This is a genomic window from Domibacillus aminovorans, from assembly GCF_001643235.1.
Taxonomy (GTDB): Bacteria; Bacillota; Bacilli; order Bacillales; family Domibacillaceae; genus Domibacillus; species Domibacillus aminovorans.
In genome coordinates this window covers 1-25,503 of the sequence record NZ_LQWY01000073.1, presented here as the reverse complement: position 1 = coordinate 25,503, position 25,503 = coordinate 1, and the positions used below count along the sequence as shown (strand labels likewise).

The 25,503-nt window shown below is 42.9% G+C and carries 33 protein-coding genes and 2 pseudogenes; 5 read left to right on the top strand and 30 right to left on the bottom strand.

What is annotated here, in order from left to right:
• Positions 1-86: 86 nt before the first annotated feature.
• The 21 genes from AWH49_RS18030 to AWH49_RS17930 all read right to left on the bottom strand — a co-directional run bounded on the left by AWH49_RS18030 (position 87) and on the right by AWH49_RS17930 (position 15,113).
• A complete protein-coding gene (locus AWH49_RS18030) occupies positions 87-968 on the bottom strand; it encodes a polyprenyl synthetase family protein (protein WP_063966842.1) in 882 nt (293 codons plus the stop codon).
• Entirely contained in the window at positions 965-1,195 is a 231-nt protein-coding gene (gene xseB, locus AWH49_RS18025) for an exodeoxyribonuclease VII small subunit (protein WP_082862943.1), read from the bottom strand. Before xseB ends, AWH49_RS18030 begins: the two co-directional genes overlap by 4 nt.
• Complete coding sequence (xseA, locus tag AWH49_RS18020; protein ID WP_063966840.1) at positions 1,185-2,537, bottom strand: exodeoxyribonuclease VII large subunit; 1,353 nt, start codon at positions 2,535-2,537, stop codon at positions 1,185-1,187. Before xseA ends, xseB begins: the two co-directional genes overlap by 11 nt.
• Positions 2,538-2,619: 82 nt before the next feature.
• Positions 2,620-3,480: a bifunctional methylenetetrahydrofolate dehydrogenase/methenyltetrahydrofolate cyclohydrolase FolD gene (gene folD, locus AWH49_RS18015; RefSeq protein ID WP_034286087.1), complete on the bottom strand. Its 861-nt coding sequence runs from the start codon at positions 3,478-3,480 to the stop codon at positions 2,620-2,622.
• A 15-nt stretch (positions 3,481-3,495) separates the two neighbouring features.
• Positions 3,496-3,888, bottom strand: a complete 393-nt coding sequence (nusB, locus tag AWH49_RS18010; RefSeq protein WP_018393885.1) for a transcription antitermination factor NusB — start codon at positions 3,886-3,888, stop codon at positions 3,496-3,498.
• A 102-nt stretch (positions 3,889-3,990) separates the two neighbouring features.
• Entirely contained in the window at positions 3,991-4,410 is a 420-nt protein-coding gene (locus tag AWH49_RS18005) for an Asp23/Gls24 family envelope stress response protein (protein WP_018393886.1), read from the bottom strand.
• A gap of 18 nt (positions 4,411-4,428) precedes the next feature.
• The gene (accC, locus tag AWH49_RS18000; protein ID WP_034286091.1) at positions 4,429-5,787 is read right to left on the bottom strand and encodes an acetyl-CoA carboxylase biotin carboxylase subunit; all 1,359 of its coding nucleotides are present in this window, start codon (positions 5,785-5,787) and stop codon (positions 4,429-4,431) included.
• 12 nt (positions 5,788-5,799) lie between these two features.
• Positions 5,800-6,285, bottom strand: a complete 486-nt coding sequence (accB, locus tag AWH49_RS17995) for an acetyl-CoA carboxylase biotin carboxyl carrier protein (RefSeq protein ID WP_063966839.1) — start codon at positions 6,283-6,285, stop codon at positions 5,800-5,802.
• Positions 6,286-6,438: 153 nt separating this feature from the next.
• Positions 6,439-6,960: a SpoIIIAH-like family protein gene (locus tag AWH49_RS17990; protein WP_063966838.1), complete on the bottom strand. Its 522-nt coding sequence runs from the start codon at positions 6,958-6,960 to the stop codon at positions 6,439-6,441.
• On the bottom strand, positions 6,960-7,505 hold the full coding sequence (locus AWH49_RS17985; RefSeq protein WP_063966837.1) for a hypothetical protein: 546 nt from the start codon (positions 7,503-7,505) through the stop codon (positions 6,960-6,962). The genes AWH49_RS17990 and AWH49_RS17985 overlap by 1 nt, the downstream gene beginning before the upstream one ends.
• Entirely contained in the window at positions 7,498-8,019 is a 522-nt protein-coding gene (gene spoIIIAF, locus AWH49_RS17980; RefSeq protein ID WP_063966836.1) for a stage III sporulation protein AF, read from the bottom strand. The genes AWH49_RS17985 and spoIIIAF overlap by 8 nt, the downstream gene beginning before the upstream one ends.
• Before the next feature lie 4 nt (positions 8,020-8,023).
• On the bottom strand, positions 8,024-9,118 hold the full coding sequence (spoIIIAE, locus tag AWH49_RS17975) for a stage III sporulation protein AE (RefSeq protein ID WP_018393892.1): 1,095 nt from the start codon (positions 9,116-9,118) through the stop codon (positions 8,024-8,026).
• Entirely contained in the window at positions 9,115-9,423 is a 309-nt protein-coding gene (locus AWH49_RS17970) for a SpoIIIAC/SpoIIIAD family protein (RefSeq protein WP_018393893.1), read from the bottom strand. Before AWH49_RS17970 ends, spoIIIAE begins: the two co-directional genes overlap by 4 nt.
• Positions 9,424-9,523: 100 nt before the next feature.
• Complete coding sequence (gene spoIIIAC / locus AWH49_RS17965; protein WP_018393894.1) at positions 9,524-9,727, bottom strand: stage III sporulation protein AC; 204 nt, start codon at positions 9,725-9,727, stop codon at positions 9,524-9,526.
• Between the two features lie 13 nt (positions 9,728-9,740).
• A complete protein-coding gene (locus tag AWH49_RS17960; RefSeq protein WP_018393895.1) occupies positions 9,741-10,253 on the bottom strand; it encodes a stage III sporulation protein AB in 513 nt (170 codons plus the stop codon).
• The gene (gene spoIIIAA / locus AWH49_RS17955) at positions 10,250-11,161 is read right to left on the bottom strand and encodes a stage III sporulation protein AA (RefSeq protein ID WP_082862942.1); all 912 of its coding nucleotides are present in this window, start codon (positions 11,159-11,161) and stop codon (positions 10,250-10,252) included. Before spoIIIAA ends, AWH49_RS17960 begins: the two co-directional genes overlap by 4 nt.
• Before the next feature lie 189 nt (positions 11,162-11,350).
• Positions 11,351-12,457 carry an acyl-CoA dehydrogenase family protein gene (locus tag AWH49_RS17950; protein WP_051927858.1) on the bottom strand — a complete coding sequence of 369 codons (1,107 nt, stop codon included), beginning with the start codon at positions 12,455-12,457 and terminating at the stop codon, positions 11,351-11,353.
• Positions 12,458-12,554: 97 nt separating this feature from the next.
• A complete protein-coding gene (gene efp, locus AWH49_RS17945; RefSeq protein ID WP_063966835.1) occupies positions 12,555-13,112 on the bottom strand; it encodes an elongation factor P in 558 nt (185 codons plus the stop codon).
• A gap of 18 nt (positions 13,113-13,130) precedes the next feature.
• Positions 13,131-14,192: a M24 family metallopeptidase gene (locus tag AWH49_RS17940; protein WP_063966834.1), complete on the bottom strand. Its 1,062-nt coding sequence runs from the start codon at positions 14,190-14,192 to the stop codon at positions 13,131-13,133.
• A 3-nt stretch (positions 14,193-14,195) separates the two neighbouring features.
• A complete protein-coding gene (gene aroQ / locus AWH49_RS17935) occupies positions 14,196-14,633 on the bottom strand; it encodes a type II 3-dehydroquinate dehydratase (RefSeq protein ID WP_018393900.1) in 438 nt (145 codons plus the stop codon).
• Between the two features lie 60 nt (positions 14,634-14,693).
• Complete coding sequence (locus AWH49_RS17930) at positions 14,694-15,113, bottom strand: YqhR family membrane protein (protein WP_063966833.1); 420 nt, start codon at positions 15,111-15,113, stop codon at positions 14,694-14,696.
• Positions 15,114-15,244: 131 nt separating this feature from the next.
• Between AWH49_RS17930 and AWH49_RS21425 the strand changes: the two are divergent.
• Together AWH49_RS21425 and AWH49_RS17925 are read left to right on the top strand one after the other, a co-directional pair.
• Positions 15,245-15,352: pseudogene (locus tag AWH49_RS21425) on the top strand (DUF1385 domain-containing protein); the annotation flags it as partial.
• A 198-nt stretch (positions 15,353-15,550) separates the two neighbouring features.
• On the top strand, positions 15,551-15,790 hold the full coding sequence (locus tag AWH49_RS17925) for an SA1362 family protein (protein WP_063966832.1): 240 nt from the start codon (positions 15,551-15,553) through the stop codon (positions 15,788-15,790).
• A gap of 234 nt (positions 15,791-16,024) precedes the next feature.
• Here AWH49_RS17925 and AWH49_RS17920 read toward each other — a convergent pair whose 3' ends face one another.
• The 3 genes and pseudogenes from AWH49_RS17920 to AWH49_RS17910 form a co-directional block, all read right to left on the bottom strand.
• Positions 16,025-17,794, bottom strand: coding sequence for a vitamin B12-dependent ribonucleotide reductase (locus tag AWH49_RS17920; RefSeq protein WP_280512848.1), 1,770 nt, complete (start codon positions 17,792-17,794; stop codon positions 16,025-16,027).
• A gap of 315 nt (positions 17,795-18,109) precedes the next feature.
• Positions 18,110-18,904 (bottom strand): annotated as a pseudogene (locus AWH49_RS17915) (ribonucleotide reductase N-terminal alpha domain-containing protein); the annotation flags it as partial.
• Between the two features lie 243 nt (positions 18,905-19,147).
• The gene (locus AWH49_RS17910) at positions 19,148-19,984 is read right to left on the bottom strand and encodes a lipoate--protein ligase family protein (RefSeq protein ID WP_018393907.1); all 837 of its coding nucleotides are present in this window, start codon (positions 19,982-19,984) and stop codon (positions 19,148-19,150) included.
• 197 nt (positions 19,985-20,181) lie between these two features.
• On the opposite strand from AWH49_RS17910, the gene AWH49_RS17905 reads away from it, so the two are divergent.
• The gene (locus AWH49_RS17905) at positions 20,182-20,523 is read left to right on the top strand and encodes a rhodanese-like domain-containing protein (protein ID WP_051080869.1); all 342 of its coding nucleotides are present in this window, start codon (positions 20,182-20,184) and stop codon (positions 20,521-20,523) included.
• A gap of 28 nt (positions 20,524-20,551) precedes the next feature.
• On the opposite strand, the gene AWH49_RS17900 is transcribed toward AWH49_RS17905, so the two are convergent.
• The gene (locus tag AWH49_RS17900; protein WP_018393909.1) at positions 20,552-21,142 is read right to left on the bottom strand and encodes a DUF4652 domain-containing protein; all 591 of its coding nucleotides are present in this window, start codon (positions 21,140-21,142) and stop codon (positions 20,552-20,554) included.
• A 167-nt stretch (positions 21,143-21,309) separates the two neighbouring features.
• Here AWH49_RS17900 and AWH49_RS17895 point away from each other — a divergent pair, with 167 nt between their 5' ends.
• A complete protein-coding gene (locus tag AWH49_RS17895) occupies positions 21,310-22,896 on the top strand; it encodes a DEAD/DEAH box helicase (protein ID WP_063966830.1) in 1,587 nt (528 codons plus the stop codon).
• A 7-nt stretch (positions 22,897-22,903) separates the two neighbouring features.
• Positions 22,904-23,707 (top strand): YqhG family protein, encoded by an 804-nt coding sequence (locus AWH49_RS17890; protein ID WP_063966829.1) that lies wholly within the window; start codon positions 22,904-22,906, stop codon positions 23,705-23,707.
• On the opposite strand, the gene AWH49_RS17885 is transcribed toward AWH49_RS17890, so the two are convergent.
• The 5 genes from AWH49_RS17885 to comGC all read right to left on the bottom strand — a co-directional run bounded on the left by AWH49_RS17885 (position 23,682) and on the right by comGC (position 25,458).
• On the bottom strand, positions 23,682-23,975 hold the full coding sequence (locus AWH49_RS17885) for a hypothetical protein (RefSeq protein WP_157723778.1): 294 nt from the start codon (positions 23,973-23,975) through the stop codon (positions 23,682-23,684). The genes AWH49_RS17890 and AWH49_RS17885 overlap by 26 nt on opposite strands.
• Before the next feature lie 64 nt (positions 23,976-24,039).
• Positions 24,040-24,516 (bottom strand): competence type IV pilus minor pilin ComGF, encoded by a 477-nt coding sequence (comGF, locus tag AWH49_RS17880; RefSeq protein WP_157723777.1) that lies wholly within the window; start codon positions 24,514-24,516, stop codon positions 24,040-24,042.
• Positions 24,455-24,739, bottom strand: coding sequence for a hypothetical protein (locus AWH49_RS20215; RefSeq protein ID WP_034286105.1), 285 nt, complete (start codon positions 24,737-24,739; stop codon positions 24,455-24,457). The genes comGF and AWH49_RS20215 overlap by 62 nt, the downstream gene beginning before the upstream one ends.
• Before the next feature lie 13 nt (positions 24,740-24,752).
• Positions 24,753-25,196, bottom strand: coding sequence for a competence type IV pilus minor pilin ComGD (gene comGD / locus AWH49_RS17870; RefSeq protein WP_063966827.1), 444 nt, complete (start codon positions 25,194-25,196; stop codon positions 24,753-24,755).
• On the bottom strand, positions 25,186-25,458 hold the full coding sequence (gene comGC / locus AWH49_RS17865) for a competence type IV pilus major pilin ComGC (RefSeq protein ID WP_244886914.1): 273 nt from the start codon (positions 25,456-25,458) through the stop codon (positions 25,186-25,188). The genes comGD and comGC overlap by 11 nt, the downstream gene beginning before the upstream one ends.
• Positions 25,459-25,503 lie beyond the last annotated feature (45 nt).

The window sequence follows — 25,503 nt, the reverse complement described above, 5'->3', positions numbered from 1 at the left end:
AACTCACTTTCATATCTGTTTCAGATCATAGTTGAAATGTATCGCTATTATAGCATATGTTTACAGATGCTAACCATTTTCCGATATTACGTAGTACGTTCCACAATTAAACTTGCAAATGATTCGAGTAGCGGTGCAGGACGACCGAGTGATGCAAGTGCATCATAAGCCCCTTTTAATTCTTCTGCCAGCTTTTCTTTCGCTCCCGTCAAGGAGAGAAGTGACGGGTATGTACTTTTCTCATTGGACTCATCACTTCCAACCGGTTTTCCAATTTCTTCTTCCGTTCCTTCCACATCGAGAATGTCATCGCGAATTTGGAACGCAAGACCGATATGTCGGGCATATTTTTCAAGCAGTGCGGTTTCCCGTTCATCCGCTCCTCCGATTAACGCACCAGCCATCACACTGAAAGCAAGAAGACGGCCTGTTTTATGTAGATGTATGTACTCAAGTTCAGACAGCGACAACACTCTTCGTTCGCCTTCCATATCAGCCATTTGTCCACCAACCATTCCTTCAGGTCCGGCAGCAGAGGCTAGCATTTGAATGAGTTTGATCGAATGTTCTGGAGATTGAACGGTAGACGATGCAATCAGTTCAAACGCATATGTTAACAGTGCATCTCCTGCAAGAATCGCCGTTGCTTCACCAAATACTTTATGGTTTGTCGGCTGGCCCCGGCGCAGTGCATCATCATCCATCGCCGGCAAATCGTCGTGGATAAGCGAATATGTATGGATCATTTCAAGCGCACATGCTGCATCGAGTCCTTTTTCTGCCTTTTGACCGTACGTTTCCAGCACCGCCAACAACAACATCGGCCGAATTCGCTTTCCACCTGCTTTCAATGAATACGCCATTGATTTTTTAATTGATTCAGGTGCCTGGAGCATTTCCACACGTTCGAGTAAATACGGTTCAAAAACGAAGCACTTTTCCTCAATATACCTTTTAATGTTTGTCATTGTTCCTCACCATCCAATTGAAACGGTTCTTCTCCTTCTTTTGTCACAATCTTGGCTAGATCCGATTCGGCTTTTTTTAATTTAGTATGACAAAGTGCGGATAGTTCCATACCGCGCTTATATTCTTCGAGTGCTTCTTCAAGCGGTACGTCACCCTCTTCCAGGCGGGCTGTAATTTTTTCCAACTGTTCCATCGCTTGTTCGAAGCTTAATTCTTCAGATTTCATCATCTTTCCCTCCGATTGATTGAACGTGTGTGTTCAACGTGCCATCCGCCAGTCTAATGCGGATTTGATCGCCCGCTTTCACATCTTGTACGGATTTTACTAATGTATCATCATGATATGTTAAACTGTACCCTCTTTCCATCACTTTGAGCGGGCTCAATGCATGAAGCAGTGAAATCGTTCTTTCAAAACGGCTTTTTTTGTCTTCCACTGCTGATTCTGCTACATAACGGATACGCTGGTTTATTTTATTTAATTGCGCTGCTCCCATTTGAATGCGCTGCTCGGGGCCCATTCGCTGAAGCCGGGCTGCAGCATGCTCAGCTGCTATTTTTTTACGGTCAAAAATCGATTGCGTGTTGCGGATCAACCGTTCTTGCAGTCTATCTGCCTGTTCAGACTGCTGTCTGTATAATGCCTGTGGATGACGTATTATATAGGCATTCATCACTGCTTGATGACGATTACGTGATGCGCGAACCTTCTCGGCTGTTGCCCGGGTGAGCCGTTTTTGCTTTGATAACAGACGTTCGACTACTTCTTCCACGTGCGGTACTGCCATTTCGGCTGCTGCAGTTGGTGTCGGAGCCCGTAAGTCTGCTGCAAAATCAGCAATCGTAAAATCAGTTTCGTGGCCGACGGCTGAAATCACTGGTATGCGTGATGCGTGAATCGCACGGGCAACCAGTTCTTCATTAAACGCCCATAGTTCTTCAATCGATCCGCCGCCCCGACCGGCAATGATGACATCTGCACGTTTATCGGAATTGGCCCGCTCGATTTGCGATACAATCGAAGCGGACGCTTTTTCTCCCTGGACTAGTGCCGGATAAATCAAAATTTCAACAGCCGGATATCGCCGATTCATCGTCGTCATAATATCACGTACAGCAGCCCCGGTCGGCGAGGTAATGACAGCTACACATGTTGGATATGCAGGGATTGGCTGTTTTCGATCGACGCGAAATAATCCTTCTTGCTCTAGTTTCTTTTTTAGCTGTTCATAGGCAAAATAAAGATCGCCGACACCATCCGGCTGCATCTTTTTCACATACATTTGGTATTGTCCACTCGATTCATAAACGGTAATATCACCTGTCAATACGACTTGCATGCCGTTTTCTGGCTGGAATTTCAATGACCGATTAGCTGCAAGAAACATAACGGCCAAAATGCGCGCACTATCGTCTTTCAACGTAAAATACATATGTCCGCTCGAATGTTGCTTAAAGTTGGAGATCTCTCCTTTTACGGCTACGTCTTTCAAATACGGATCCGCATCAAATTTCCGCTTTATATATTTAGTTAATGACTTTACGGTCAAACATTGATTGGCTTCCATTTCTGTTCACCTTTTTCTTCAAATAAAAAACTGTCTTTCCGATTATAGCATGATCGGAAAGACAGTTTCATGAATCGGCTGTTCACTTTATTTTTGCTGCTTTTGCTTTAGCAGATTTGACTGTATTGAATAAAAGCATCGTGATCGTCATAGGACCAACGCCACCTGGAACCGGTGTAATCGCGCCTGCTACTTCTTTCACATTGTTAAAGTCAACGTCTCCGCATAATTTGCCGGCATCATTGCGATTAATTCCAACATCAATGACAACAGCACCTGGTTTAATATGATCTGCTGTAACATAATTGGCAATACCGACTGCTGCAATCACAACGTCTGCCTGGCGTGTAATCGCTGGAAGATCTTTTGTGCGGGAATGACAAATCGTCACAGTTGCATTGTGCATCAATGAAAGAAGCGCTGCCGGTTTACCGACGATATTACTTCGTCCAATCACCACCACATGTTTTCCTTCAAGTGAAATATTTTCTTTTTCCAACATTTTAATGATGCCGTATGGCGTACAAGAGAAAAATGAATCTTTACCGATCACCATTTTGCCGACATTCACTGGATGGAATCCATCCACGTCTTTTTCCGGTGCAATCGCATCGATTACTTTATCTTCCGAAATATGTTTTGGTAGCGGCAGCTGCACGAGAATACCGTGAATGCGGTCATCATTGTTCAGTTCTTCCACTTTTTGAAGCAGTTTTTCTTCTGAATAGTCAGCTGGGTAACGGTGAACTTCTGAGTAGATGCCGATTTCTTTGCTGCTTTTTTCCTTGCTGTTGACGTACGTGTGAGACGCCTGATCGTCACCCACAATGACGACAGCTAGCCCCGGTGTAATACCCGACTGTTTGAGCGCCTCAATTTCTTCTTTTAATTCGGCACGAATATCTTTTGCGATTGCTTTTCCATCAATAATTGCTGCTGTCATAAAAAAATCCCTCACTTATTCCATCGATTTATTTATTTTCGATAATACACCGTTAATAAATTTGCTGGCACGTTCATCGCTAAAATGTTTCGCCAATTCGACCGCTTCGTTGATCGCAACTTTTGCCGGTACATCTTCTGATTGTTTCATTTCGTATACAGCAAGACGTAAAATGTTCCGGTCAACTTTTGCCAGGCGGTCAAATGACCATTTTTCAAGATTTTCTTTTATTGTGTTGTCAATCTCTTCAAGATTGCGTTCCACACCTTCCACGACATCGTACAAATAACTGCTTTCGCTGTCATCTCCGTTCAACACGTTTTCAATCGCTTCTGATGCTTCCGCCCCGCTTAAATCCATTTGATAAAGAGCCTGGATACCCTTTTCACGCGCTGTCCGTCTATTCATTCATAATTTGCTCCTTTTAATTTAATGCCTTTATGATCATAGCATAAAACGAGCCTTGCGAAAACATGCGAAAAACGCTCCGGACATGCCGAAGCGTCATTTTTATACTTCTTCTTCGTATTCCTGTTCCGGCTGTTTCGTTTCAAACTGAATGCCGACAATGTGAATATTCACTTCATCTGCTTCAAGTGCTGTCATGTTTAAGAGTGTCTGCCTGATGCCTTCTTGTATGAGCTGCGCGACACGCGGGATCGAGACGCCGAATTTCACGACGCAGTACACGTCCACTTTAATACCATCTTCTGTTAAATCAACTCGGACACCTTTGCCATGATTTTTTTTCCCAAGTCGTTCGACGACACCTGATGCGAAACTGCCGCGCATTTTTTCAACGCCCTCTACTTCAGATGCGGCAATACCGGCAATCACTTCGATGACTTCTGGTGCGATTTCAATACGGCCGTGGCCGTTTTCACCGTTGCTCATTTCTAGTACTTGATTAGTTGATTGTTGTTCTGCCATTATGATGCACCTCCGATATTAGGATTGGGATTTCATCACGTCATACGTTTCAAGAAACTTCGTGTTGAACTCGCCGCCGATAAACACGTCATGCTCAAGCAGTTTTTGATGAAACGGAATGGTCGTATACACACCATCTATGACGAATTCAGACAATGCGCGCTTCATACGTGCAATGGCTTCTTCTCGCGTTTTGCCATGTACAATAACCTTTGCGACCATCGAATCATAGTACGGTGGAATTACGTAGCCCGGGTAGACAGCTGAATCGATGCGCACACCATACCCGCCCGGCGGCAAATACCCCTCAACCCGGCCCGGTGACGGCATAAAGTTTTTCTCCGGGTTTTCTGCGTTAATCCGGCACTCAATTGCCCATCCATCAAACGTTACTTCCTCTTGCGTCAAAGAAAGCTCTTTACCGGATGCCACATAAATTTGTTCTTTGATTAAATCCACGCCTGTGACCATTTCTGTCACCGGATGCTCCACTTGAATACGAGTGTTCATTTCCATAAAATAAAACGTGCTTTGATTTACATCGTAAATAAATTCTACCGTGCCTGCCCCTGTATAATCAACTGCTTTAGCTGCTTTCACAGCTGCTTCACCCATGGATGCTCTCGTTTTCTCATCAAGTGCTGGTGACGGTGTTTCTTCCAGCAGCTTTTGCATGCGGCGCTGAATCGTACAGTCACGCTCTCCAAGATGGATTATATTCCCATGCATATCAGCAAGCACTTGAATTTCAACGTGGCGGAAATCCTCAATAAACTTTTCTAAATACACGCCTGGATTCCCGAACGCAGTTGCTGCTTCCTGCTGTGTCATGTTTATGCCTTTTTCAAGTTCCCCTGGATCACGGGCAACACGTATCCCTTTTCCACCGCCACCGGCAGTCGCTTTAATGATAACTGGGTAGCCGATTTGTTTAGCGGTTTCCAAACCCTCTTCTATATCTTGAATGATACCGTCTGAACCAGGAACGATCGGGACACCTGCTTTTTCCATCGTATCACGTGCAACATCTTTCGTCCCCATTTGTGTGATCGCTTCCGGCGTTGGGCCGATAAATATGATATTGCATTCACGGCACAGCTCTGCAAAATCAGCATTTTCAGCAAGAAATCCATAGCCCGGGTGAATCGCATCTGCTTCTGTTAATTTCGCCACGCTGACGATATTCGTGAAATTTAAGTAACTGTCTTTTGATGCCGTTGGTCCGATACAATATGCTTCATCTGCTATTTGCACGTGCAAAGCATCACGGTCCGCTTCAGAAAACACAGCAACCGTTTCAATATTAAGCTCTTTGCAGGCACGAATAATGCGCACCGCAATTTCGCCGCGATTGGCAATTAATACTTTTTTTATCATCGCGAATCCCCCTTATTCCGGTTTCACTAAAAAGAGCGGCTGTCCATATTCTACAAGCTGCCCGTCTTTTACGAGAATTTCAACGATTTCTCCGTCTACTTCTGCTTCAATTTCATTGAACAGTTTCATCGCTTCAACGATGCAAACCACTGATTCAGCATTAATTTTTTCACCCAATTTTACGTACACATCTGCATCTGGTGATGGTGATTGATAAAAAGTCCCTACCATCGGAGATATAATTTTATGTAAATTTGATTCATCAACTGCTGACTTCGGTGCTTCCGGTGCCGGTGCTTCTTGCACAACCGGTACAGATTTTGGTGCTTCCTGAACTGGCACACTTTTTTCAATCGGTGCTTCCGATGCTGCTGCATATGTAGTCGTACCTGTTGATTTCTTCATTTTCAGCTTGCTTCCTGCTGATTCAAAAACAAATTCCTCGATTCCTGATTGATCCACAAGTTTGATCAACTCTCTAATTTCTTGTACTTTCATTTCCTCAACACCCCTTCAATATACATAATGTCTGGAGTATCTTCATTCAAAAATGGGGAAACTCCTTTTCTCATTCTATCTTTTTTTCGTCAATTAGCAAATATAGAATAAGAATGAAAAAGGGCTCACCTATGCAAAGGCGAGCATTTCTTGCTACTTAAACGGCTGAAATTCAACTGAAACAGGCATTTTTTCACCCATCTCTTCTTTCGCAAGCCGGATAATCTCATTTGCTGCTTCCGCTGAATGACTGTCTGATTTTACCGTAATCCTCACTTCACCATCGCTTGTCCGAACGAGTGCGTCATCATACCCTTTTGATTTAATAAGCGTCTCTACCATTTGTTCTTTCGACGTAAGTGCATCAAGTTCCTTCATATCATCGTACGCTTCATTTTTTGCTTCAACTGACACATCTGCAGATGCCACCTTAGCAGTCAACTCTTCTTTTAAACGACTTCGCTCGTCATCTGTTTCAAGCCGGATTAATTCAAAAACCTCATCACCAGCCGTTTCTTCTACCTTCACGTCCACATCTTTCGCTGTAGATTCCGGTACTGATTCTTCAAGTGTTGATGCAGGCATTAATTTATCCGGGCCGGTCACATAATACACACCTAATACCGCCGTTAAACTCACCATTGTAAATAACCATACTGTTTGTTTTTTCGGCATTATTTTGTCTCCTCCGTTTTCCCGGGTATAACAGCCACGCGATGCACCGGTACGCCAAGCATCCGCGTCACTGCTTCCATAATTCGTTTTTTCACATGCACATTTTCTGCACCGTCCGCGACGACAAGCACCCCTTGAATATCTGGCTTACGCACTTCTAAAATAACTGGATTTTCGGTATCTCCATTCCGGATAATGGCTACCTGTTCTTCTTTTGTTACATCGCCATTCCCTGTTGAAGATGACGTATTTTTCTCCAGCACTTTCCGCTCAGATGACGCAAGATTGACAACGACAGACACGTGTCCCGTCCCCGCAATTTGATTTAACGCGTTTGTTAATTCCCGTTCATATTCGCTTTTCACATCCACTTCTACTGCTGCTGGCTCGTCTTTTGGCTCTTCACTTTTAACCGAATCTTCTTTCTGCAAATCACCAAGAGCCATTATAGCAATACCACCTCCCAACATAACAGCGATCCATTTTAACGGCTTGTCTGCCTTACCTTTTTTCCAAAAAGAAAACAGCCGGTTCCGCTCACTCACCTCCTGAACCTCCCTTTTGAATCACCATATTCACTCGGACGGCATCTATATTCCACTTTTGAGACAACAAGTCAATTATTTTTTCTTCTGGGCAGCTTTCCTCTGTTCCTTTTACCGTTAAAAGGACATGTTTGAGTTCACTTTGCTCTATATCCGCTTCCACACTTCTTACATCGCATGAAGGGAAAAGTTGAAGTGCCGATTCCGCATCTGCCAATAACTGCTGATTCATATACGGATTCGCTGTCAATGCTTCCATTTCAGTCAATTGTTTAAGATGATCATCTGTTTCCTGTTGAAACACAGTCGTCTTCTGTTCATTTTCTAGTAAAAAAGAAAAGTCAACACCGGTCAACAACGCAAAAACCGGTGTGATGATAGCCGTTAAAATAACAAGTCCAGCCACAAGACGCACGTATTTCTGCATAGGCGACTCTGGAATAATCATGTCCATAATAGCAGCACATAAGAGCACAGCCAGCACACCAGTCAGCCAGTCAAAAACGGATTGCATACGTTCACCTCATCATGTACGCGGCATTGCCAGCCGCAACGACCGCAGCCATCATTAAAAAGTACATAAATGATACGAGAGCAAGCGCTGCGAGGACAAACGACATCGTTTTTCCGATGATGTCAAGACACGAGGCAGCGGCAGAATCCCCGAGCGGTTGCAGAACAGCAGCTGCTACTTTATATAGAAAAGCAAGTACCATAATTTTCAAGACAGGAAATATCGCTGTTAATAAAAGAATCGCAATGCCGGCTGCACCCGCTGTATTATTAATCATTAAAGCAGCTCCCGAAGCCGTATCAGCCGCATCCGCCATCATCCGTCCGACAACAGGAACGAATGTCCCGCTTAAAAATTTAGCCGTCTTTACAGTTAATCCATCCGCCGTTGCTGCACTCATCCCTCGCATTGTCATAACGGTGAGAAACGCAGCCATAAATGCACTGAGCAATGAGACACTGATTATGCGGAGCAATGAAGCAATCCGGTCTGCTTTATAATGGTCCGATAATAAACCGACTAAGCTGAATAAAACAGAAAAAACGAGACATGGCAACACAATTTGATCAATTAAAACACCTGATATATTCATCATAAATAAAAGAAGTGGTGGAAACAGAGCCGCTGATACAACAGCACCGGATAATGCAAGCAATGCCAGAAGCACCGGCATAAAAACGGTCATAAACACCGTCATATTTTCGACTGCATTAGATGCTGATTCAATCGCCAGCCGGAATGTGTTCATCGCAAGAATAAAAATCGGAATTAAAATGGCTGCTTCCGCTGTTTTACTCACAGTTTGATGACCAAATGCATGTCCCATCGTCTTCAACACAGATGCCAAAATAGACAACAAAAAAATAATCGACAGCAATTTAACATTCTCTGTGATCTCAAACAAAATATAAGACTGAAACATATCCATCCAATTCTCTAGTGAAAAAAAAGACGTAATATCCAAGTTATCGATGTCTATGTCCATTTGACTAGGCAAAAATGGACCGTATATGTGCTTGATCTCACTCCAATGATCTTCGATTGCTGATAAATCAACGTTTTTCATAATTGGATCGAGGACTTGTCCTATTTTTTTCACCGCCCTGGCAGCATCGACATGACCGTTTCAATTAACAGCGCTAAAATTGGCAGCACAAGTGTCATAATAATGATTTTCCCGGCCATTTCCATTTTTGCTGCCAGCGCGTTTTGACCCGCGTCTTTTGCGATATTCGCAATAAATTCTGAAATATACGCAACACCAACTGCTTTTAATACCGTTTCAACGTATATTCTTTCTGCACCAGCGTATGCTGCCAATTTTCTGACCGAGGCAATGAGGATCGCTATTTCTCCCGCCAGCCCGTATAAAAGAAGGCTGCAGACGAAAAAAACGAATAGCAACGAGTAACCTGCACTGTATTCACGCAGCAAAACAGCCAAAAAGACAGCAACGAGTACAATGGCGGCAATGTAGGTGATATCAATTGTTCAAACGCTCCTGTCACTGAAATAAGAAAACAGATTTTATTTTGTCAAACAGCTGTCCGACGATTGTAGCAGCCATAAATAAAATATATAAAAAGCCAAACAGTGTTACCCACTGAGCGTATTCTTTTTTGCCGAGCTGCTCTAAAATGGTATGCAAGAAAGCAGCAATGATACCAATGCCGGCTATTTTAAAAAGAAGATCCACGTCCACATTCATGTCATTCCCCGCCTTACATAAGCAAAATGGCTGTTAACAGGCCAGATAAAACACTGATGGCACGAACCATGCCAGCAAAACGCTGTTCTTCTGCCACTGCTTCTTCTCTTCTCTTTTCTAACTGCTTGAGCACGTGTTTAATTCTTCGTTCTTCTGCTTCCTGTGTACATGAACCAAGCATATTACCTGCCTGTTCAATGAGGCGGATATCTGACGGATTCAAGGCAAAGAAGTCATTATGCCGTTGCAACGTATGTGTCCATATGCGGGTGGCACTCGTTTCGGTTGACGACAGCTGCTCCGCAAAATCACGAAAAAACAGTGCAGCTGGTTTTTCAATCGTCTCCGCAATAAAGCGGGTCGTCGCTTCAATCGAATCAGCTCCGAAAAGTATAGCCGATTGCATCGTTAACAGCGCGGATTCAAATTGACGAATATGCAGAACCCGGTTTGTATACGCTTTTGATTTGCGCTGGCCGATGAGAAATGAAGCGAGAATAATAAAGAAAGCACCAGCCCATTTCATCGGAGTGCCATAGCTGTTTTCAACACTCTGCCCTGCTGATCTCGAATGATGCACTCATGATTTTGTTTCATTTCGATGTAACGTTTAAACAGACCACTTTCTGTTATCGTACGAATAATCGGTCTACGAATCACTTCCTCATATGAATGTGCATGAACCGTTGCAATGACAGCAATCCCCGCATTTAGTGCTTCTGACAAGGCGTACGCATCCTCAGCACGGCCAATTTCATCGACAATAATAATGTCCGGGCTCATCGATCGGATCATCATCATCATCCCTTCTGATTTCGGGCATGCATCAAGTACGTCAGCCCGCTTTCCAACGTCCAATTGCGGGACTCCGTTCAAACAGCCGGCAATTTCGGAACGCTCGTCCACAATAGATGTTTTACAAGATAGAACGCCCCGCTCTATCAATCCTGTAGCGGCAGTCCTTGCAAGATCGCGTAGCAATGTCGTTTTTCCAGAGCGGGGCGGGCCTATGAGAAGCGTACTCTGCCAGCCATTTTCGTATATAAAAGGCAGCAAGTGATGCGCTGTTCCTTTCTTTTCTTTCGCAATACGAATGTTAAAAAAGGACAAATTGGTCATGGAATATACGGATCCTTTTTTTAACACAGCCTGTCCCGCCAACCCAATTCGGTGTCCGCCTGCAATTGTGATATAGCCTTTTTTTAGCTGTTCTTCCAGCATGTAGAATGAATGCTTCGTTAATTTATACACAAATGCCTGCCGTTCTTTTTCCGTAAATATGAGGGGAAGAACATACTGCTTATCTCCTGAAAGTTCAATAGGCTGACCCGTTCTGAGCCTAATTTCTTCTATGCGAGGATCTTTTTTCAAAATAGTCGTCACTGAACGGGCAACCATTTCTGGCAAATAGGGCAAAATGGCTTCATACGTCAAGACAACCAGCGCCTCCTTTCGTTCTTTTCACACTGTATGAAAGAAAATCCCAAAATATGAATTTGTCATGAGAAACAAATACTAAATTCGTGTCTCCTATGGTGCTCCCCGATACTAACGTCTGCATGTACTATTCTATGCCTTAAAAATAAAAAGCCCGTCATTTAAAATGACGGGTCCTTCCCTGTATTATAGATTGATGCGGGCAATCGCATTTTGAGCAAGTGTCCGGTACGCGATATCGTCCATCGGTGGATTATGTAGCCCGGCACGAACGTTTTGCCAATAACGGTGAAGCGGATTTTTTTCAGACAGGCTGCGAGCACCGACGAGACGCATCGCCATATCAGTCACGTCAATTGCTGTGTTTGTAACGAATGATTTTGCCGCAGCCATTTGCGGTTTGATCGGTTCATCAGGTGCGTGGTCATACAATTCAGCTGTCCGATATAAAAATTGCTGCGCTGCCATTAATTTCATTTCCATCTCACCGATCAGCTGTTCCGTGACCGGTAATGTACCGATCGGCTGATCAAGCGAGGCTGGTGTATAGTTTGCTGCAAACTCGATCGCATAATCACGGGCAGCACCCGCAATACCGATGTAGCATGCTGGAATGTGTAAAAGCGAGCCGTTCCGGCGTAACTTTTTTGATCCATCCAATTTCTCAACGATATAATCTGACGGAATACGAACATTTTCAATAACTAAATCATGACTTGCCGTTCCGCGCATCGCGACACTGTCCCACGTTTTTCGAATCGAGATGCCTTTTGAATCAGCAGGAACGAGGAATACAGCTGATTCTTCTGTCCCTTGAATAGATGCCGACACAAAAAAATAATCAAGTACCGGTGCAGCCGATGTAAATGTTTTTTCTCCATGTATCACGTATTCACCGCCATCTAACACTGCGGTCGTTTTAAACGCAGCACCCCGAAGTGGACTGCCTGCATTTCGTTCACTCGCTGCCGCATTTATGAGCTTTCCTTTTTGCACTTCTTCTCTCAAGAAATCAGCAATGGCTGGATTCCAATGTTTATGTTCTGCAAATTCCATCAATATACCGGTATGCCAGCCAATTGATAGAGCTGTTGCCCCGCATCCTTTTGCAATTAGTTCCTGACATTGAACAAAATCAAGCAGCGACATACCTCCATTTTCTAGCATCATCGCTTTCGTATAGCCTATTTTCTTCAAATCCTCTATATTATCAAACGGAAATGAGTTTAACTGATCAAGAGCTGGTTCTCTCTTTTGAAATCTCGGAATAAGCGCTTGTAATTCCTCTTTCATACTCAATTTATACTACCTTCTTTCTATTCATTTTCCTTCATCATACGAAAAACCACAAATAAAAAGGAGCGCACCGGTTAGGTACACTCCTTTTGGATTACGCACGTGATACGTATGATCCGTCAGTTGTGTTAACGATCAGTACGTCGCCTTCGTTGATGAAGAATGGAACGTTGACAGATAGACCTGTTTCAACGATTGCCGGTTTTGTACCACCTGACGTTGTATCGCCTTTAATACCAGGCTCTGTTGCTGTTACTTTCAATTCCACTGTGTTCGGAAGTTCGACACCGAGTGTTTCTGTTCCATACATTGTGATTGATACATCCATGTTTTCTTTCAAAAACTTCAATTCATATTCAATTTGTCCTTCTGGCAGTTCTATTTGATCGTATGACTCGTTATCCATGAATACGTGCTGATCGCCATTCGCATACAAATATTGCATACGGCGGTTGTCAATTTGTGCTTTCTCTACTTTTTCACCAGCACGGAATGTTTTTTCTTGAATCGCACCTGTACGAAGGTTACGAAGCTTCGAGCGTACGAATGCTGCACCTTTACCCGGTTTCACGTGTTGGAAATCAACAACTCGCCAAATGCCGCCGTCTGTTTCAATTGTTAAACCTGTCCGAAAGTCATTTACTGAAATCATGTGTGTTCCTCCTGGAAATTACAAAATAATAAGCTCTTTTGCAGAATGTGTGAGCAGCTCGTTTCCGCTGTCTGTCAATAAAATATCATCTTCAATTCGAACGCCACCAATTCCTGGCAAATAAATGCCCGGTTCCACCGTTACAACCATACCTGCTGCGAGCGGTTTATCGTTGCGAACGGAAAGCGTTGGACTTTCGTGTATTTCCAGTCCAAGGCCATGTCCGGTTGAATGGCCGAACGCATCTCCGTATCCTTTTGATGTAATGATGTCACGCGTTACAGCGTCCGCTTCCTTCCCGGTCATCCCTGGTCGAATTTGGTTAACTGCCGCCATCTGTGCTTCAAGAACAATTTCATATATTTCTTTCAGCTGCGCGGACGGTTCACCGACTGCGACTGTGCGTGTAATGTCCGATGCGTATCCTTTGTAGAAGGCACCAAAATCAAGCGTAACGAAATCGCCGGATTCGATTGTTTTATCGCTTGCCACACCGTGTGGTAAAGCAGAGCGCACACCGGAAGCAACGATAATATCAAAAGATGAAGAAGTCGCACCGCATTTTCTCATGAAAAATTCAAGTTCGTTTGACACATCGATTTCTCGTGCCCCTGGCTTTACAAAATCGAGAATGTGTTTAAACGCTGCATCCGCGATGTCACACGCTTTCTTTAATATCTTAATCTCTGATTCCGTCTTAATCAAGCGCAAGTTTTCAACGAGTCCAGCCACTGGTTTAAGTGTACCTTTAAATCGCTTCTTTAACTGTTCATATTCTTGATGCGAAACATATTCTGTTTCAAATCCAAGCGTTGATAGGCCTAGCTTTTCCGCCTGTTCCATCGCTTCTTGTAAAATGGGTTTTGAATGCTGGACAATCGTAAATCCTTCTGCCTGTTTTGCTGCTTGCTCCATATAGCGGAAATCCGTTAAGAACACCGCATCATGTTGTGTAACAATGGCAGCGCCAGCTGTTCCGGTAAACCCAGTCACATAGCGGCGGTTATACGGGCTCATAATAAATAGTCCATCTACACCGTTTTCTGCTAACTGTACACGTAGTTTTTCAAGTAGCAACATGTATTAGACCTCCCGATTCATTAAATAGTCGAGCGCCATTTCGTAGCCATACAGGCCAAATCCACAAAGCTGACCAGCTGCATGAGGAGCTATAACTGAATGATGACGAAATGCTTCACGTGCATGAATATTTGAAATATGTACTTCTACGACCGGCACTGTAATGCTTGCAACTGCATCGCCAATGGCGTGGCTGTAATGCGTAAATGCACCTGGATTAAAGATGATTCCGTCAATTCCCTCGTCTTCTGCCAGATGAAGGCGATCCACTAGTTCTCCTTCAAAATTGGAACAGAACGTAATCACCTCTATGTCTGCTTTTTTTCCACGTGCAATCACGCGCTCTTCCAATTCATCTAGCGTTGTGTAGCCGTAAATATGCGGCTCACGCTTGCCAAGTCTGTTTAAATTGACACCGTTCATCAATAGAACTTTTTTCATTCTCCCGTCCCCCGCCTATTCTTTTCACAAAACAGTTTATCATATTTAGAGCACAAATGACTACCTGCCCCGTTCATAAATCCATGAAGCAGATACGCTAATAAATACACAATAACATAAAAGCAGGCAGAATACGGTAATCAAATTAAGTGTACTTTGGGAAATGAATGCGAAAAGCAATAAAAAAAGGACGATTCCCATAACAAAACCTGCAAGTAAGGGCGTTCTTTTCCTAAATAGTGCATAGTATAATAAAGAAAGCACAACGGAAATGATAATAATGATCAAAGCAGCGATGATGTATTGAATGGCTGTTGATTGACGCAAAAATAAAACAGGCGATACTGGGTTTACTTTTGAGAAATGAAAAGTATAGGCCAGCAAGCTGATTATAAACAATAGACTTCCTGATGCAATGCCTGTTTGAATAATTTTCCTGTTGAAATAGCCTGATTGATTAGACATTTTTTGGTTTTTCATTCTTTCTCCTCCATCTGATACGTCTTGCTTTTATTTTGGCCGTTTTATCGCTAAAATATAATTAATACCTGTCATGCTGTTTCTAGATGAATGAGGGAAGGAACTGATAAATGAGTAATATTCAAGCTTGTATTGTACTGCTGCTCGTCTATATTTACTTCATTTCAATGACACTCATTAGTAAACGATTGTTCCAATATCACGGTGCCGAGCATAAAGTGATTAATGCGTATGAAAATGGATGACAGCTATTTTTGGGGTATCTGGGACTGTGATCACAGCTGTTAACGATGAAAGAAATGATGGATGATCAAGTAGAAGTCGCAATTGCGTCATTGGAAAAATTAATTTCCATCGAAGAAAGCGCCGAAAAAGGATTAAAATTAGACGAAATTGTCTAATATATAAGTAACACTACTTTCTGGGAGGTCGCTTTAATGAGTATTCGTACTGTCGTAACGTCCATTATTGTCGCACTTGCTGCCATTGGTCTCGTGTCTATGATGATCACCTCTCCCGGGCAGCTCTTGCAGCAACTTATGTTCGCGATTGTGTCTGTCGCGATTGTGATTTTCCTGTTCCGTTTGTTTATGAGAAAACGGATGGGCGGTAATACTGAACAGCGCGCGTATTCAAAAGCAGTAAAGCAGTCCAAAAAAAAAGCATCATATCCCTAAAACAAAATATGCGCCGCCCCGTGCTTCTTCTCTTTCAGCTAAGATGACTAAAAAACCGATCCGACGTAAAAACCCCTCACATTTAACCTTGATTGAAGGGAATAAAGGGAAACGCAGAACGCGCGCTTCTTCCGAATGATCCCGCCAGATATGCTGGCGGTTTTTTTATTTTCCGCTGCTTTACTCAAAAAAAGAGCCGTTCCCGGATTGCTCCGGAACGGCTTTTTTTCTTAATTATAATCCACATTTCAGCTGGGCACCACAGTTTGTGCACGTGTTGCAGCCACCTAATTCTTCTACTGTACCTTTGCGGCAAACCGGGCAAGTATTGCCAATTTCGCTACCGATTGTAACGTTTGTTGAACGCAAATCTTGAATCGTATCAACAAGAACAACATGATTTTCAAATTCTTTTGGTTCGATCTTTTCTTCTTCATCCCAGCTATTTTCTTCCGCTTTTAGTGTTAAAACTTGAGCATCACGGCTGCCATCGACGTATACTGTGCCGCCTTTTGCTCCGCCTTTGTATAGACGTTCGTAAACACCCTCTACTTGCTCAACTGTGTAGCCCCGTGGTGCGTTTACTGTTTTTGAGATCGAGCTGTCAATCCAGCGCTGGATCACACATTGAACATCTGCATGTGCTTCTGGTGCAAGACCCATTGCCGTCACAAAATACGCTGGCAGTTGATCTGGATCTGCTTTAGGATTACGTGCAAGATAATCCGTTACGATATCTGCTTTCACCTCGATAAATTTACCAAGACGTCCGCTTCTATAATAGGTAAATGAGAAATATGGTTCTAACCCTGTAGACACCCCAACCATCGTTCCAGTGCTTCCAGTTGGCGCAACAGTTAATAGATGAGAGTTGCGAATACCATTTTCAACGATGGCTTCGCGAACATGCTCAGGCATTTTTTTCATGTAGCCTGTGTGGATGAACGCATCGCGCAGACGGTTCGTTTCATCAAGCGTTTCCCCTTCAAGGAACGGGAAGCTGCCTTTTTCTTTTGCAAGCTCAACAGACGTCTCATACGCCGTCACAGCGATTGCTTCAAACACTTCATCAACAAGCACATTGCCTTCTGGTGAACCATACTCTTTTTCACAGTATATAAGCAAGTCTGCAAGACCCATAACTCCAAGTCCGACACGTCGTTCGCCAAGCGCCTGTTTCTGGTTCTCTTCAAGGAAGTAAGGCGTCGCATCGATTACGTTATCCTGCATGCGGACACCCGTACGAACTGTTTCTTTCAACTTATCAAAATTCACTTTTTTTGTCTCTTTATTTGCCATTTCGGCTAAATTAACCGCTGCAAGATTGCAGACAGAAAATGGTGCAAGTGGCTGTTCTCCGCAAGGATTTGTTGCAACTACTTGCTGTCCATACGCTTTTGCATTCGTCATCTCGTTCGCATTGTCGATAAAGAAAATACCCGGTTCTGCGGAGTATGTCGCGCAGACGTTGATCAAGTTCCATAATTCGCGTGCTTTAATTTTCCGATATAAACGAATTGCATTGCCTTCTTTTTCCCACTCGCGAACGTCACCGACTTTATGCCAGTTTTCATTATAGTGTGCCATCTCTTCTTTGCTGTACTTTTCCACAGCTGGAAAACGGAGATCGTATTCCTCATCGTTTTCGACGGCTTCCATGAATTCTTTCGTTAAGCAGATCGAAATGTTTGCGCCGGTCAAAAATTCAGCGTTATGCACACTGTACGTGCCGCCCGTACGAAGTTTTTCTTCCGCATCTTTAAATATTTCAGGGCTGAATCCACCGTATCCAGGAATATTTTTGTAATTCACAACACCTTGATACATTTGCTCTTCCCGTTCAGTAAGCGGCTTAAAGTTCAGCTTGTCTTTTGCTGCTTTTTTAATTTGTTCGTCTTCTGTATTTTCAAGCAAATAACGTAAAATACGCGGATTTTGCATTTTCGAAATAATAAATTCAACAATATCTGGATGCCAGTCCGCCAACATAATCATTTGAGCCAGTTTGTTGCGTTGATTCGTTAGATCAACTCTCTAAGTCACCTTAGAGCTCAGACCATATCTTACACTCTATGAGAGTGCCCTCGCACTTCGGAATCACTTGATCCCTACTCTACTCACTTCCACTTATTCAGTGTGCTTTCGCTGGTCGTTGAACCTTCTCCCTTTAAGGAGCTTGGCTGCTGATTGTCTTTATCCACTTGTTGTTTTCAAGCATTCACGTTTACCGTTTCCAGTTGCGTTGTAGCCAACAAGTCATACAAAGAGTTTCCAGCAATTCACGAGGTTTATTTAGAGACGAGGCACTTAATTTGATTTACCACGTCTTGATCCACCCTGCTCAACAAGGTGTGTCAGTTTCGCAATATCATCAAGCCATGAAACAGAGCCGGATGATTTTCCGTTTACGCCTTTGGCTAGTGTGTTGCGCGGACGGAGTGTAGAACCGTTCGTTCCGACGCCGCCGCCGCGGCTCATGATTTCCATCACTTGTTTGCGGTGCTCTGAAATGCCTTCACGTGAGTCAGCGACAAAAGGCATCACGTAGCAGTTGAAATACGTTACGTCCGTATCCGCTCCCGCTCCGTACAATACACGTCCTGCCGGAATAAAGTTTAAGTTCACAAGTTCATGATAAAATTTATCGAACCATTCTTTTCGTTTTTCGTCTGTTTTTTCAACGGATGAAAGACCGGCTGCATTACGCTTCGCAATTTGCTCGTAAAACACTTCAAGCGGTTTTTCAATCACGTCAAATCCGCGATGTACAATACCTTCTGCCGCTTCATTTGGATCGTCAATCGCGTTTCTGTATTCTTCATCAATTAAGACAGATACTTTTTTTGTTTCACGGTCGATCGCTGTAATAAAACCCGTTCCGCGAGCTGGAAACTTTGGATCTTCCTTAATCGTCAACACGACGAAATCGCCTTCAGACAGAGTGATCTTTTCCGTATCCTTAAATGAATAACGGTCGATCATGACGAGACGGGAAACACCTTTGTGTGTAATCTTCATATCCGGTGTGACAGGATGTACCTGTGGAAAAATGCTGATGTCCTTGTTTAATCTGTCGACGTTTAGCGACATGTGCGTTGTGGGCGTAGCAGGCATGCAAACAACTCCTTTATTATTCTGTTTCATTAAATCATATACCCATGTTTTAGTAGAAAAAACGAAAACAAACACAATATATTGTGTTTGTTTCTTTATTCATATTCTACATATTGAGTGAGAATCTTTTTTTTGTCAAGCCGCCTTTTTACTAAAAAAGTCGTGAACAGGCTCAATCCCTGTAAAATAAACGCATAAAAATATTTTCCGAGGATAAAAAATCAGGCGACCGCCCGAGAACTTTTATCTCCGGAAATTCCATTCACGATTTTCATAGCGTTCTCTTTGAATCGTTTCAATTTGATAAACTTGCTCCTCTGTTAAAACGAGCGGTTCTAGTTCAATATTAAGTCCTTTTTCAAATCCCTGTTTAAATGCAATACGTGCTTCATTCAACGTCACACGGTTTGAGCAAAGCGCATTAATCGCAACAGCTTTATCTTTAAAAGCACGTTTCATCCGTTCTTTCGTCCGGTCGCTTGAATAGTGAAATAAGCTAAACAGCTTGTCCTCATCAATCTCAAGCAAAATCGACCCATGCTGCAAAATCACACCTTTTTGCCTCGTCTGTGCACTACCTGCCACTTTTCTGCCTTCAACGACAAGCTCATACCAGCTTGGCGCATCAAAACAGACGCTAGAGCGCGGATTTTTCAAACTCGCTTTCTCTTCTTCCGTTCTCGGCACGGCAAATTCAGCATCTAGACCGAGTGCCCGAAATCCTTGCAGCACACCTTCTGAAATGACTCTGTATGCTTCTGTGACACCCACAGGCATTTTAGGATGCTCTTCACTAACGATGACGCTATACGTTAGTTCATGCTCATGCAATACGCCTCTGCCACCGGTTGGACGGCGTACAAAGCCAATACCCTGCTCCTGAAGCGCGTTAAAGTTCACTTCTTTTTCCGCTTTTTGAAAGTAACCGATCGACAGTGCTGCCGGCTCCCATCCATAAAATCGGACAACTGGCGGAATCTTACCTTTACTGTGCCAATCAAGCAGTGCTTCATCTACCGCCATATTATACGCAGCGCTATGATTGCCCGTGTCAAGAAATGCCCATCTTTCTTTCTTCATGATTAACGCCTTCTTTTCATTGTTGATTCCCTTGTATAGTCTAACAAATCAAGTGTAAAAATCAAAGCCGTGAACACTGCTTTTTTAAAAGAGAATTTTCTTTTCATCTGATGAGCATATAGATATAATGAAAGAAGCAGTTTATTTGAAAGGGGAACACGACGTTGCTTTATTCTATTGCCGCAGTGCTTGGAGCGATGATTTTGTACGCTCTCTTTATGTATTTCTCCCAAAAACGTGCGGTGAAACCGCTCAGCCAAGAAGATTTTGTGCTAGGATACCGGAAAGCGCAGCTCATTGATGTGCGCGAACCGAATGAATATAATAGCGGACACATTCTCGGTGCACGCAATATTCCCGTTACGCAAATGAAGCAGCGTATGAAAGAAATTCGTCCCGACAAACCTGTTTATTTGTATTGCCAAAGTGGACTTCGCAGCGGACGTGCTGCACAGATGCTATATCGAAAAGGATACCGTGATATTTATCATTTGCAAGGTGGATTTAAGAAATGGACAGGTAAAATTAAAACGAAATAAAAAAGGAGCAGAACATGCTCCTTTTTTATTATGGTAACGGAATCTCTTCAGTGCTTCCGTTCATAAAATTGTCATCTTCATATGTGTGGAGCGTATATGTTCCTTCCTCAACGTTTACTAAGACGACTTCTTCTTTCGGGTCATTCGATATGACCACCTCTTTCGTATCCCCTGTTTCCACATTCAATTCATACAAACTGCCGCCTTTGGTCACTGTGCCTTGTGAAAAGCCAACAATGACGTATACATGCGTGTCATCTTTCCACTCCACATATTTAACGGTCTCTTGCTTTTCATCCGCTGGCCATGAAAATAGTGTCGTTGTTTCTCCCTCTTTCACAACGAGTACGCCTTCCCCTTCCTCTACACTATCCGGACCACGTCCTTCAATAGCCGCTTCTTTTTCACCATTTGGTGATACCTTCCAACCTGTTCCAAACTCAAGCTCAAATGAATCTGTTTTTTCTGTTATAAACAACCGATTTGGTTCTTCTAAAACAGGTTTTTTATCTTCCACAATTGGTTTTTCTTCGACCGGCTCAGGATCCTCCGCTTGATAACGTGCCAATAAAATAAAACCTAACGATATAACAAAGAATAACAGGACTGCTCTTTTCATACAAAAACCTTCTTCCTACCCGTTTTTACGTAAAAGTAACACACTTTTTGTTTCATTATGTATTCATACTATTTTATTCATTCGGACATACTGATCTCATATTTCTCTTTTATCGTATCATGCTTTGTAACGATCAGCAACTAGATTAAAAAGGAGGTATTTTCACGTTGAAACCGCCCATTTTAATTGATGACTCATGGGAAAAGCAACTACCCGCCTGGCTCCATTCTGCTCCCGTCGTTAGTAACTGGCCGCTTTTTACATTAGCAGCCGAAACGAAAAAGCTCGTTATTCCGACTGATTTTCATGGACTGCTGACACCTGATTTTCTCCCTTCCATTCACTTTATGCCACACCAAATAGAAGCAGCACGGACAGTCATGGAAGAAATGAATGGAACCGCTATTTTAGCAGATGAAGTCGGACTTGGGAAAACAATTGAAGCCGGTCTTATTTTAAAAGAATACATGCTTCGGGGCCTTGTATCGCGCACCCTTATTTTGACACCTGCTTCTCTCGTCAATCAGTGGGCAAAAGAACTACGTGATAAGTGTAAAATTTATGCACTCGTGCAAAAAAAGAAACCCGACTGGTCGTGGAATGGTGTCCAAATTGCCTCTATTGATTCGGCCAAACAACCAAAATATGCGGATGCCATTGCAAATACGATGTTCGATATGGTAATTATTGACGAAGCGCATCGTCTGAAAAATCCCGCTACATTAAATTATCAATTTGTCCGCCGTTTGATGAAAACATACTGCCTGCTTTTAACGGCGACACCTGTACAAAATAACGTTGATGAACTCTTTCATCTCGTTTCATTATTAAAACCCGGTCATTTTGGTAATAGCGAATCTTTCAATAACCGATTTAAAAAAGGAAAGCGGTCCATTCACGATCAGGATGCCTTTAAAGAGCTGCTGCAAAAGGTCATGATTCGAAACAAGCGGGATGAGATGGATCGGCAGCCCATAAAACGGTGTGTCGAAACGATCCGGATCACTCCGTCAAAAGAAGAAAAAGCATTTTACGATTCACTTGCCTATTTAAAAGAAGATGTACCAAATGCGATGACCCTGCTCACATTACAACGGGAAGCATGCAGCAGCAAATATGCCGCACTTAGTACGATTCAAAAACTAACTGGACAGAAATGTGAGAAGGTCGCCCTCTTAGCCGAACAGATCAACATGAATTCGAAAGCGGAAAAAACATTGGCTATTATGAAAGAACACCCTGAAAAAACAATTGTCTTTACACAGTACCGGGCAACGCAGCGCTATCTCGAACACTACTTTAGAGAAAATGGATTATTAGCCGTTTCCTTTCAAGGTAATTTCAAAAAAGGGAAAAAAGACTGGATGGTTGAACTGTTTAAGGGGCCTGCTCAAGTTTTTATTGCAACAGAATCGGGCAGTGAGGGGCTCAATTTACAATTTTGCCGACGGCTCATTAACTTTGACCTGCCTTGGAATCCGATGAAATTAGAACAGCGGATCGGACGCATTCATCGTCTCGGACAAGTTCAAGACGTACACATTTATCATCTTGCTTATGAGCAAACCGTTGAAGATCGCATGCTGACGCTGTTGCATGAAAAAATTCATTTGTTCCAGTCAGCGATTGGCAAGCTGGATGATATTTTGGAGGAAAATTGGGTGGAAGAGCATTTGCACGATGCCTTTCATCATTCAAAAAGCATTCGTGAATGGGAAATTAAAGTGCATAATCTTACTGCTGCATTGGAGTGAATTATATATGATGACTTTTCTCAAACAGTTTTTCACAGCCTGCGAGTGCCAGATTACCCATCAAGACGATCAGTCGATTACTGTAGAGTTGTCCGAACAGATGGACCGAGCAATCATGAATCGTCCTTTTTACTGGCACTATAAAGATCAGCTGAATGAAAAAGGGGCGCCAATGACTGTTTCTTTTTATGTAAAAGACACCGGTCAGCCGCTGCGTGCCCACGAAGAATACATCAGCTTCGGTTCGCCAAGGTTTCATCAGTTGCTTCACTATGCCGGACAACAGTCGCTATTTATCCGTCTATATGAAGAATGTCCATCCATAAAGCCTCTTCAACTGGAGCCATGGCTGTTCGTCCATTTTTTAATTTCGTATGAAGCAAACGGTAAAAAAGAGAGAATCGAGTCGGTCGCTCTTCATCTAATTAGTGGAACGATCCAGCGTGACTTTTTAACCAAAATAAGCGATGTTCCTTTTGCCCAAACGATCCCTTCCTTTCATTACGTGTTATCGCCGTTCATTACTCCTATAAGCGGGCTGAAGCGACTTCAGCAAATGGTAATGAACGAACTCAATCAGGAAAACCACGAATGGGCAAAAGAAGCAAAAAATAAACAGGATAAGGAAATTTCATTACTTCGTTCTTTTTATGAAAATAATCCAGATGACAGTGAAGAATATACACGTGAAAAAGAAGCGATTATCCGCCGTTTCGAACCTGCTATTCGACTATCTGTCTGGAACGGCGGACTCCTCTATTTATCTGCCGGCCGCTTTCAGACATTTACTGATGCTCAATCCGCTTTGTAAGTCGATTGTTCTCTTTATTATAAAGAAATGTAGCATAAAACTGCCGCTTCCCTCTCGTTGTCGTAATGCGAATGCTTCGTTCTATTTCTGATTGATCTAATAGCTGTACATCCGTTGTTCCTTTATTTGTTTTCATTGTAAAGGAAGCAGTGTCCGGGTTTTTTAGCACGAATCTAACCGCCATCAGTTCAACTAGCCGCATTTCATAATATTCCGTCAGCTGATCGGCTGTTTTCATTTTTGTCACTGCTGCATCTGTTGCCGTCACAGCAGCAGCACTCATTAAAAAAAGTAGTACTAGTACGTGGGGATAAATCATCCCCGATTCGTTTTTACGAAGACGCTTGATTGAATGGATAAAGCGATGTTCCTTCTTCTTCTCCATCTTGAAAGGTAACATGAATATACAATTTCCCTCCTTCGAGTGCAAAAGTCGCTTTTTTCACATTTTGCAGCATCACTTCATGCCCCTGCCCGTTTATTTGTCTCCGGAGTTTATCCTCATACTGGCTGATCGATGTGATGGACCCTTCTACTCCGTAATTGAGTTTTCCACCCGATATATGCCAGTTACTGGATTGATGCAGTTCATTGCGCAGCTGTACAATAAAAATTTCCCATTCCGTATTTTTTTCAGATTTGCTTGCTTCTACAATACGATACGCTGCATCATACAATAATGGAAATGATGCAGCACATGCCATGAACACAGTCAGTGCAATAAGAGCTTCAGCGAGGGTATAGCCCCTATCGTTCTGATACACAAACCGTTTTATCAGTAGTTGATACACACGCCTGATCTTTTCCATTCTCTGTTTCCCAAAAGATCCGGCCTGTAAAATTAGGCGTATCCATTTCATATGTGAATGAAGCGGGTACATACACCCTCGATTCTGCTTCTTCATATAATTTCCTCATTCCTTCCTGACGCTCCCATCTATTTGACGTTTCAGCTTCAATTTTCATGCAAAATGGCAAAATAAAAGTAGCTGCAACGAACAATGCGGTCAGCGCTAGAAGACTTTCAGCCAATGTAAATCCTTCTTCACTCTTCCAGAAAATAAAAACGTCCCCTTCCAATTAAAAAAATTAGTTTTGTTCGCTTCTCTTCTGATTTAAAATAAACAGTGCCAAACCGGTTCGTCATCCCCGTTTTTTGAAACATAATATCCATCATACTTCCCTTTACAGGAATGAAGTACGCGGGAATATCTCGCTCGACTAAAATGTAACGAGGATATTCATACGTGGAAATAGTATATTTGTGCAGCCCCGATTCATAAAAATTGACCTTAACATGCACATTATTCAAAATCGCATACGACTGTGCTTCAAACAAATCACGCTCCAGCTGGTTAAAAAATTGCTGTTCATTTACTTCGTTCGTTACATTCAAAATCGGAATGAGTACTGCCCCAAAGCAAGCCATAAACACCGTTAACACAAGCATCATTTCCAACAGCGTAAAGCCGCCTTCTTTATGTTTCACTTACCAAAACTGCGCCTTCCGCATCAATGGTAATATCCCCACCACCAGGGCATTTCGTTTCATCCTCTCGCAAGTATCCATCTGTTACCATCGTTTCAATGGAATCAGGAAATTTCTTATTGTCAATCCGATACGCCTGCACTTGTCCTTGTACCATATGCGCAAAAGCATCGCAGCCTTTTGCATTGATGTTCTGGCTTTGTTTTGCCACATTCGGAATCGCAATGAACAATAAGACGGTAATAACAAGTAAAACAATCATCATTTCAATAATAAGGGGTGATAACCTCTAATTTAGAGGGATATC

Bases quoted from the DNA above. Each gene is read 5' to 3' on its own strand.
- AWH49_RS17960 (WP_018393895.1), bottom strand. From the start codon at position 10,253: ATGAAATGGGCTGGTGCTTTCTTTATTATTCTCGCTTCATTTCTCATC.
- AWH49_RS17925 (WP_063966832.1), top strand. From the start codon at position 15,551: ATGAGTATTCGTACTGTCGTAACGTCCATTATTGTCGCACTTGCTGCC.
- aroQ (WP_018393900.1), bottom strand. From the start codon at position 14,633: ATGAAAAAAGTTCTATTGATGAACGGTGTCAATTTAAACAGACTTGGC.
- comGC (WP_244886914.1), bottom strand. From the start codon at position 25,458: ATGATTGTTTTACTTGTTATTACCGTCTTATTGTTCATTGCGATTCCG.
- accB (WP_063966839.1), bottom strand. From the start codon at position 6,285: ATGAAAGTACAAGAAATTAGAGAGTTGATCAAACTTGTGGATCAATCA.
- spoIIIAC (WP_018393894.1), bottom strand. From the start codon at position 9,727: ATGAATGTGGACGTGGATCTTCTTTTTAAAATAGCCGGCATTGGTATC.
- AWH49_RS18005 (WP_018393886.1), bottom strand. From the start codon at position 4,410: ATGGCAGAACAACAATCAACTAATCAAGTACTAGAAATGAGCAACGGT.
- spoIIIAF (WP_063966836.1), bottom strand. From the start codon at position 8,019: ATGCAATCCGTTTTTGACTGGCTGACTGGTGTGCTGGCTGTGCTCTTA.
- AWH49_RS17940 (WP_063966834.1), bottom strand. From the start codon at position 14,192: ATGTTGCTACTTGAAAAACTACGTGTACAGTTAGCAGAAAACGGTGTA.
- AWH49_RS17910 (WP_018393907.1), bottom strand. From the start codon at position 19,984: ATGAAGAAAGAAAGATGGGCATTTCTTGACACGGGCAATCATAGCGCT.
- xseA (WP_063966840.1), bottom strand. From the start codon at position 2,537: ATGGAAGCCAATCAATGTTTGACCGTAAAGTCATTAACTAAATATATA.
- AWH49_RS18030 (WP_063966842.1), bottom strand. From the start codon at position 968: ATGACAAACATTAAAAGGTATATTGAGGAAAAGTGCTTCGTTTTTGAA.
- folD (WP_034286087.1), bottom strand. From the start codon at position 3,480: ATGACAGCAGCAATTATTGATGGAAAAGCAATCGCAAAAGATATTCGT.
- AWH49_RS17950 (WP_051927858.1), bottom strand. From the start codon at position 12,457: ATGAAAGAGGAATTACAAGCGCTTATTCCGAGATTTCAAAAGAGAGAA.
- nusB (WP_018393885.1), bottom strand. From the start codon at position 3,888: ATGAATAGACGGACAGCGCGTGAAAAGGGTATCCAGGCTCTTTATCAA.
- AWH49_RS17930 (WP_063966833.1), bottom strand. From the start codon at position 15,113: ATGAAAAACCAAAAAATGTCTAATCAATCAGGCTATTTCAACAGGAAA.
- AWH49_RS17990 (WP_063966838.1), bottom strand. From the start codon at position 6,960: ATGCCGAAAAAACAAACAGTATGGTTATTTACAATGGTGAGTTTAACG.
- AWH49_RS17900 (WP_018393909.1), bottom strand. From the start codon at position 21,142: ATGAAAAGAGCAGTCCTGTTATTCTTTGTTATATCGTTAGGTTTTATT.
- comGF (WP_157723777.1), bottom strand. From the start codon at position 24,516: ATGGAAAAGATCAGGCGTGTGTATCAACTACTGATAAAACGGTTTGTG.
- AWH49_RS17890 (WP_063966829.1), top strand. From the start codon at position 22,904: ATGATGACTTTTCTCAAACAGTTTTTCACAGCCTGCGAGTGCCAGATT.
- efp (WP_063966835.1), bottom strand. From the start codon at position 13,112: ATGATTTCAGTAAATGACTTTCGGACAGGTTTAACAATTGAAACAGAC.
- accC (WP_034286091.1), bottom strand. From the start codon at position 5,787: ATGATAAAAAAAGTATTAATTGCCAATCGCGGCGAAATTGCGGTGCGC.
- AWH49_RS17905 (WP_051080869.1), top strand. From the start codon at position 20,182: ATGATTTTGTACGCTCTCTTTATGTATTTCTCCCAAAAACGTGCGGTG.
- xseB (WP_082862943.1), bottom strand. From the start codon at position 1,195: ATGAAATCTGAAGAATTAAGCTTCGAACAAGCGATGGAACAGTTGGAA.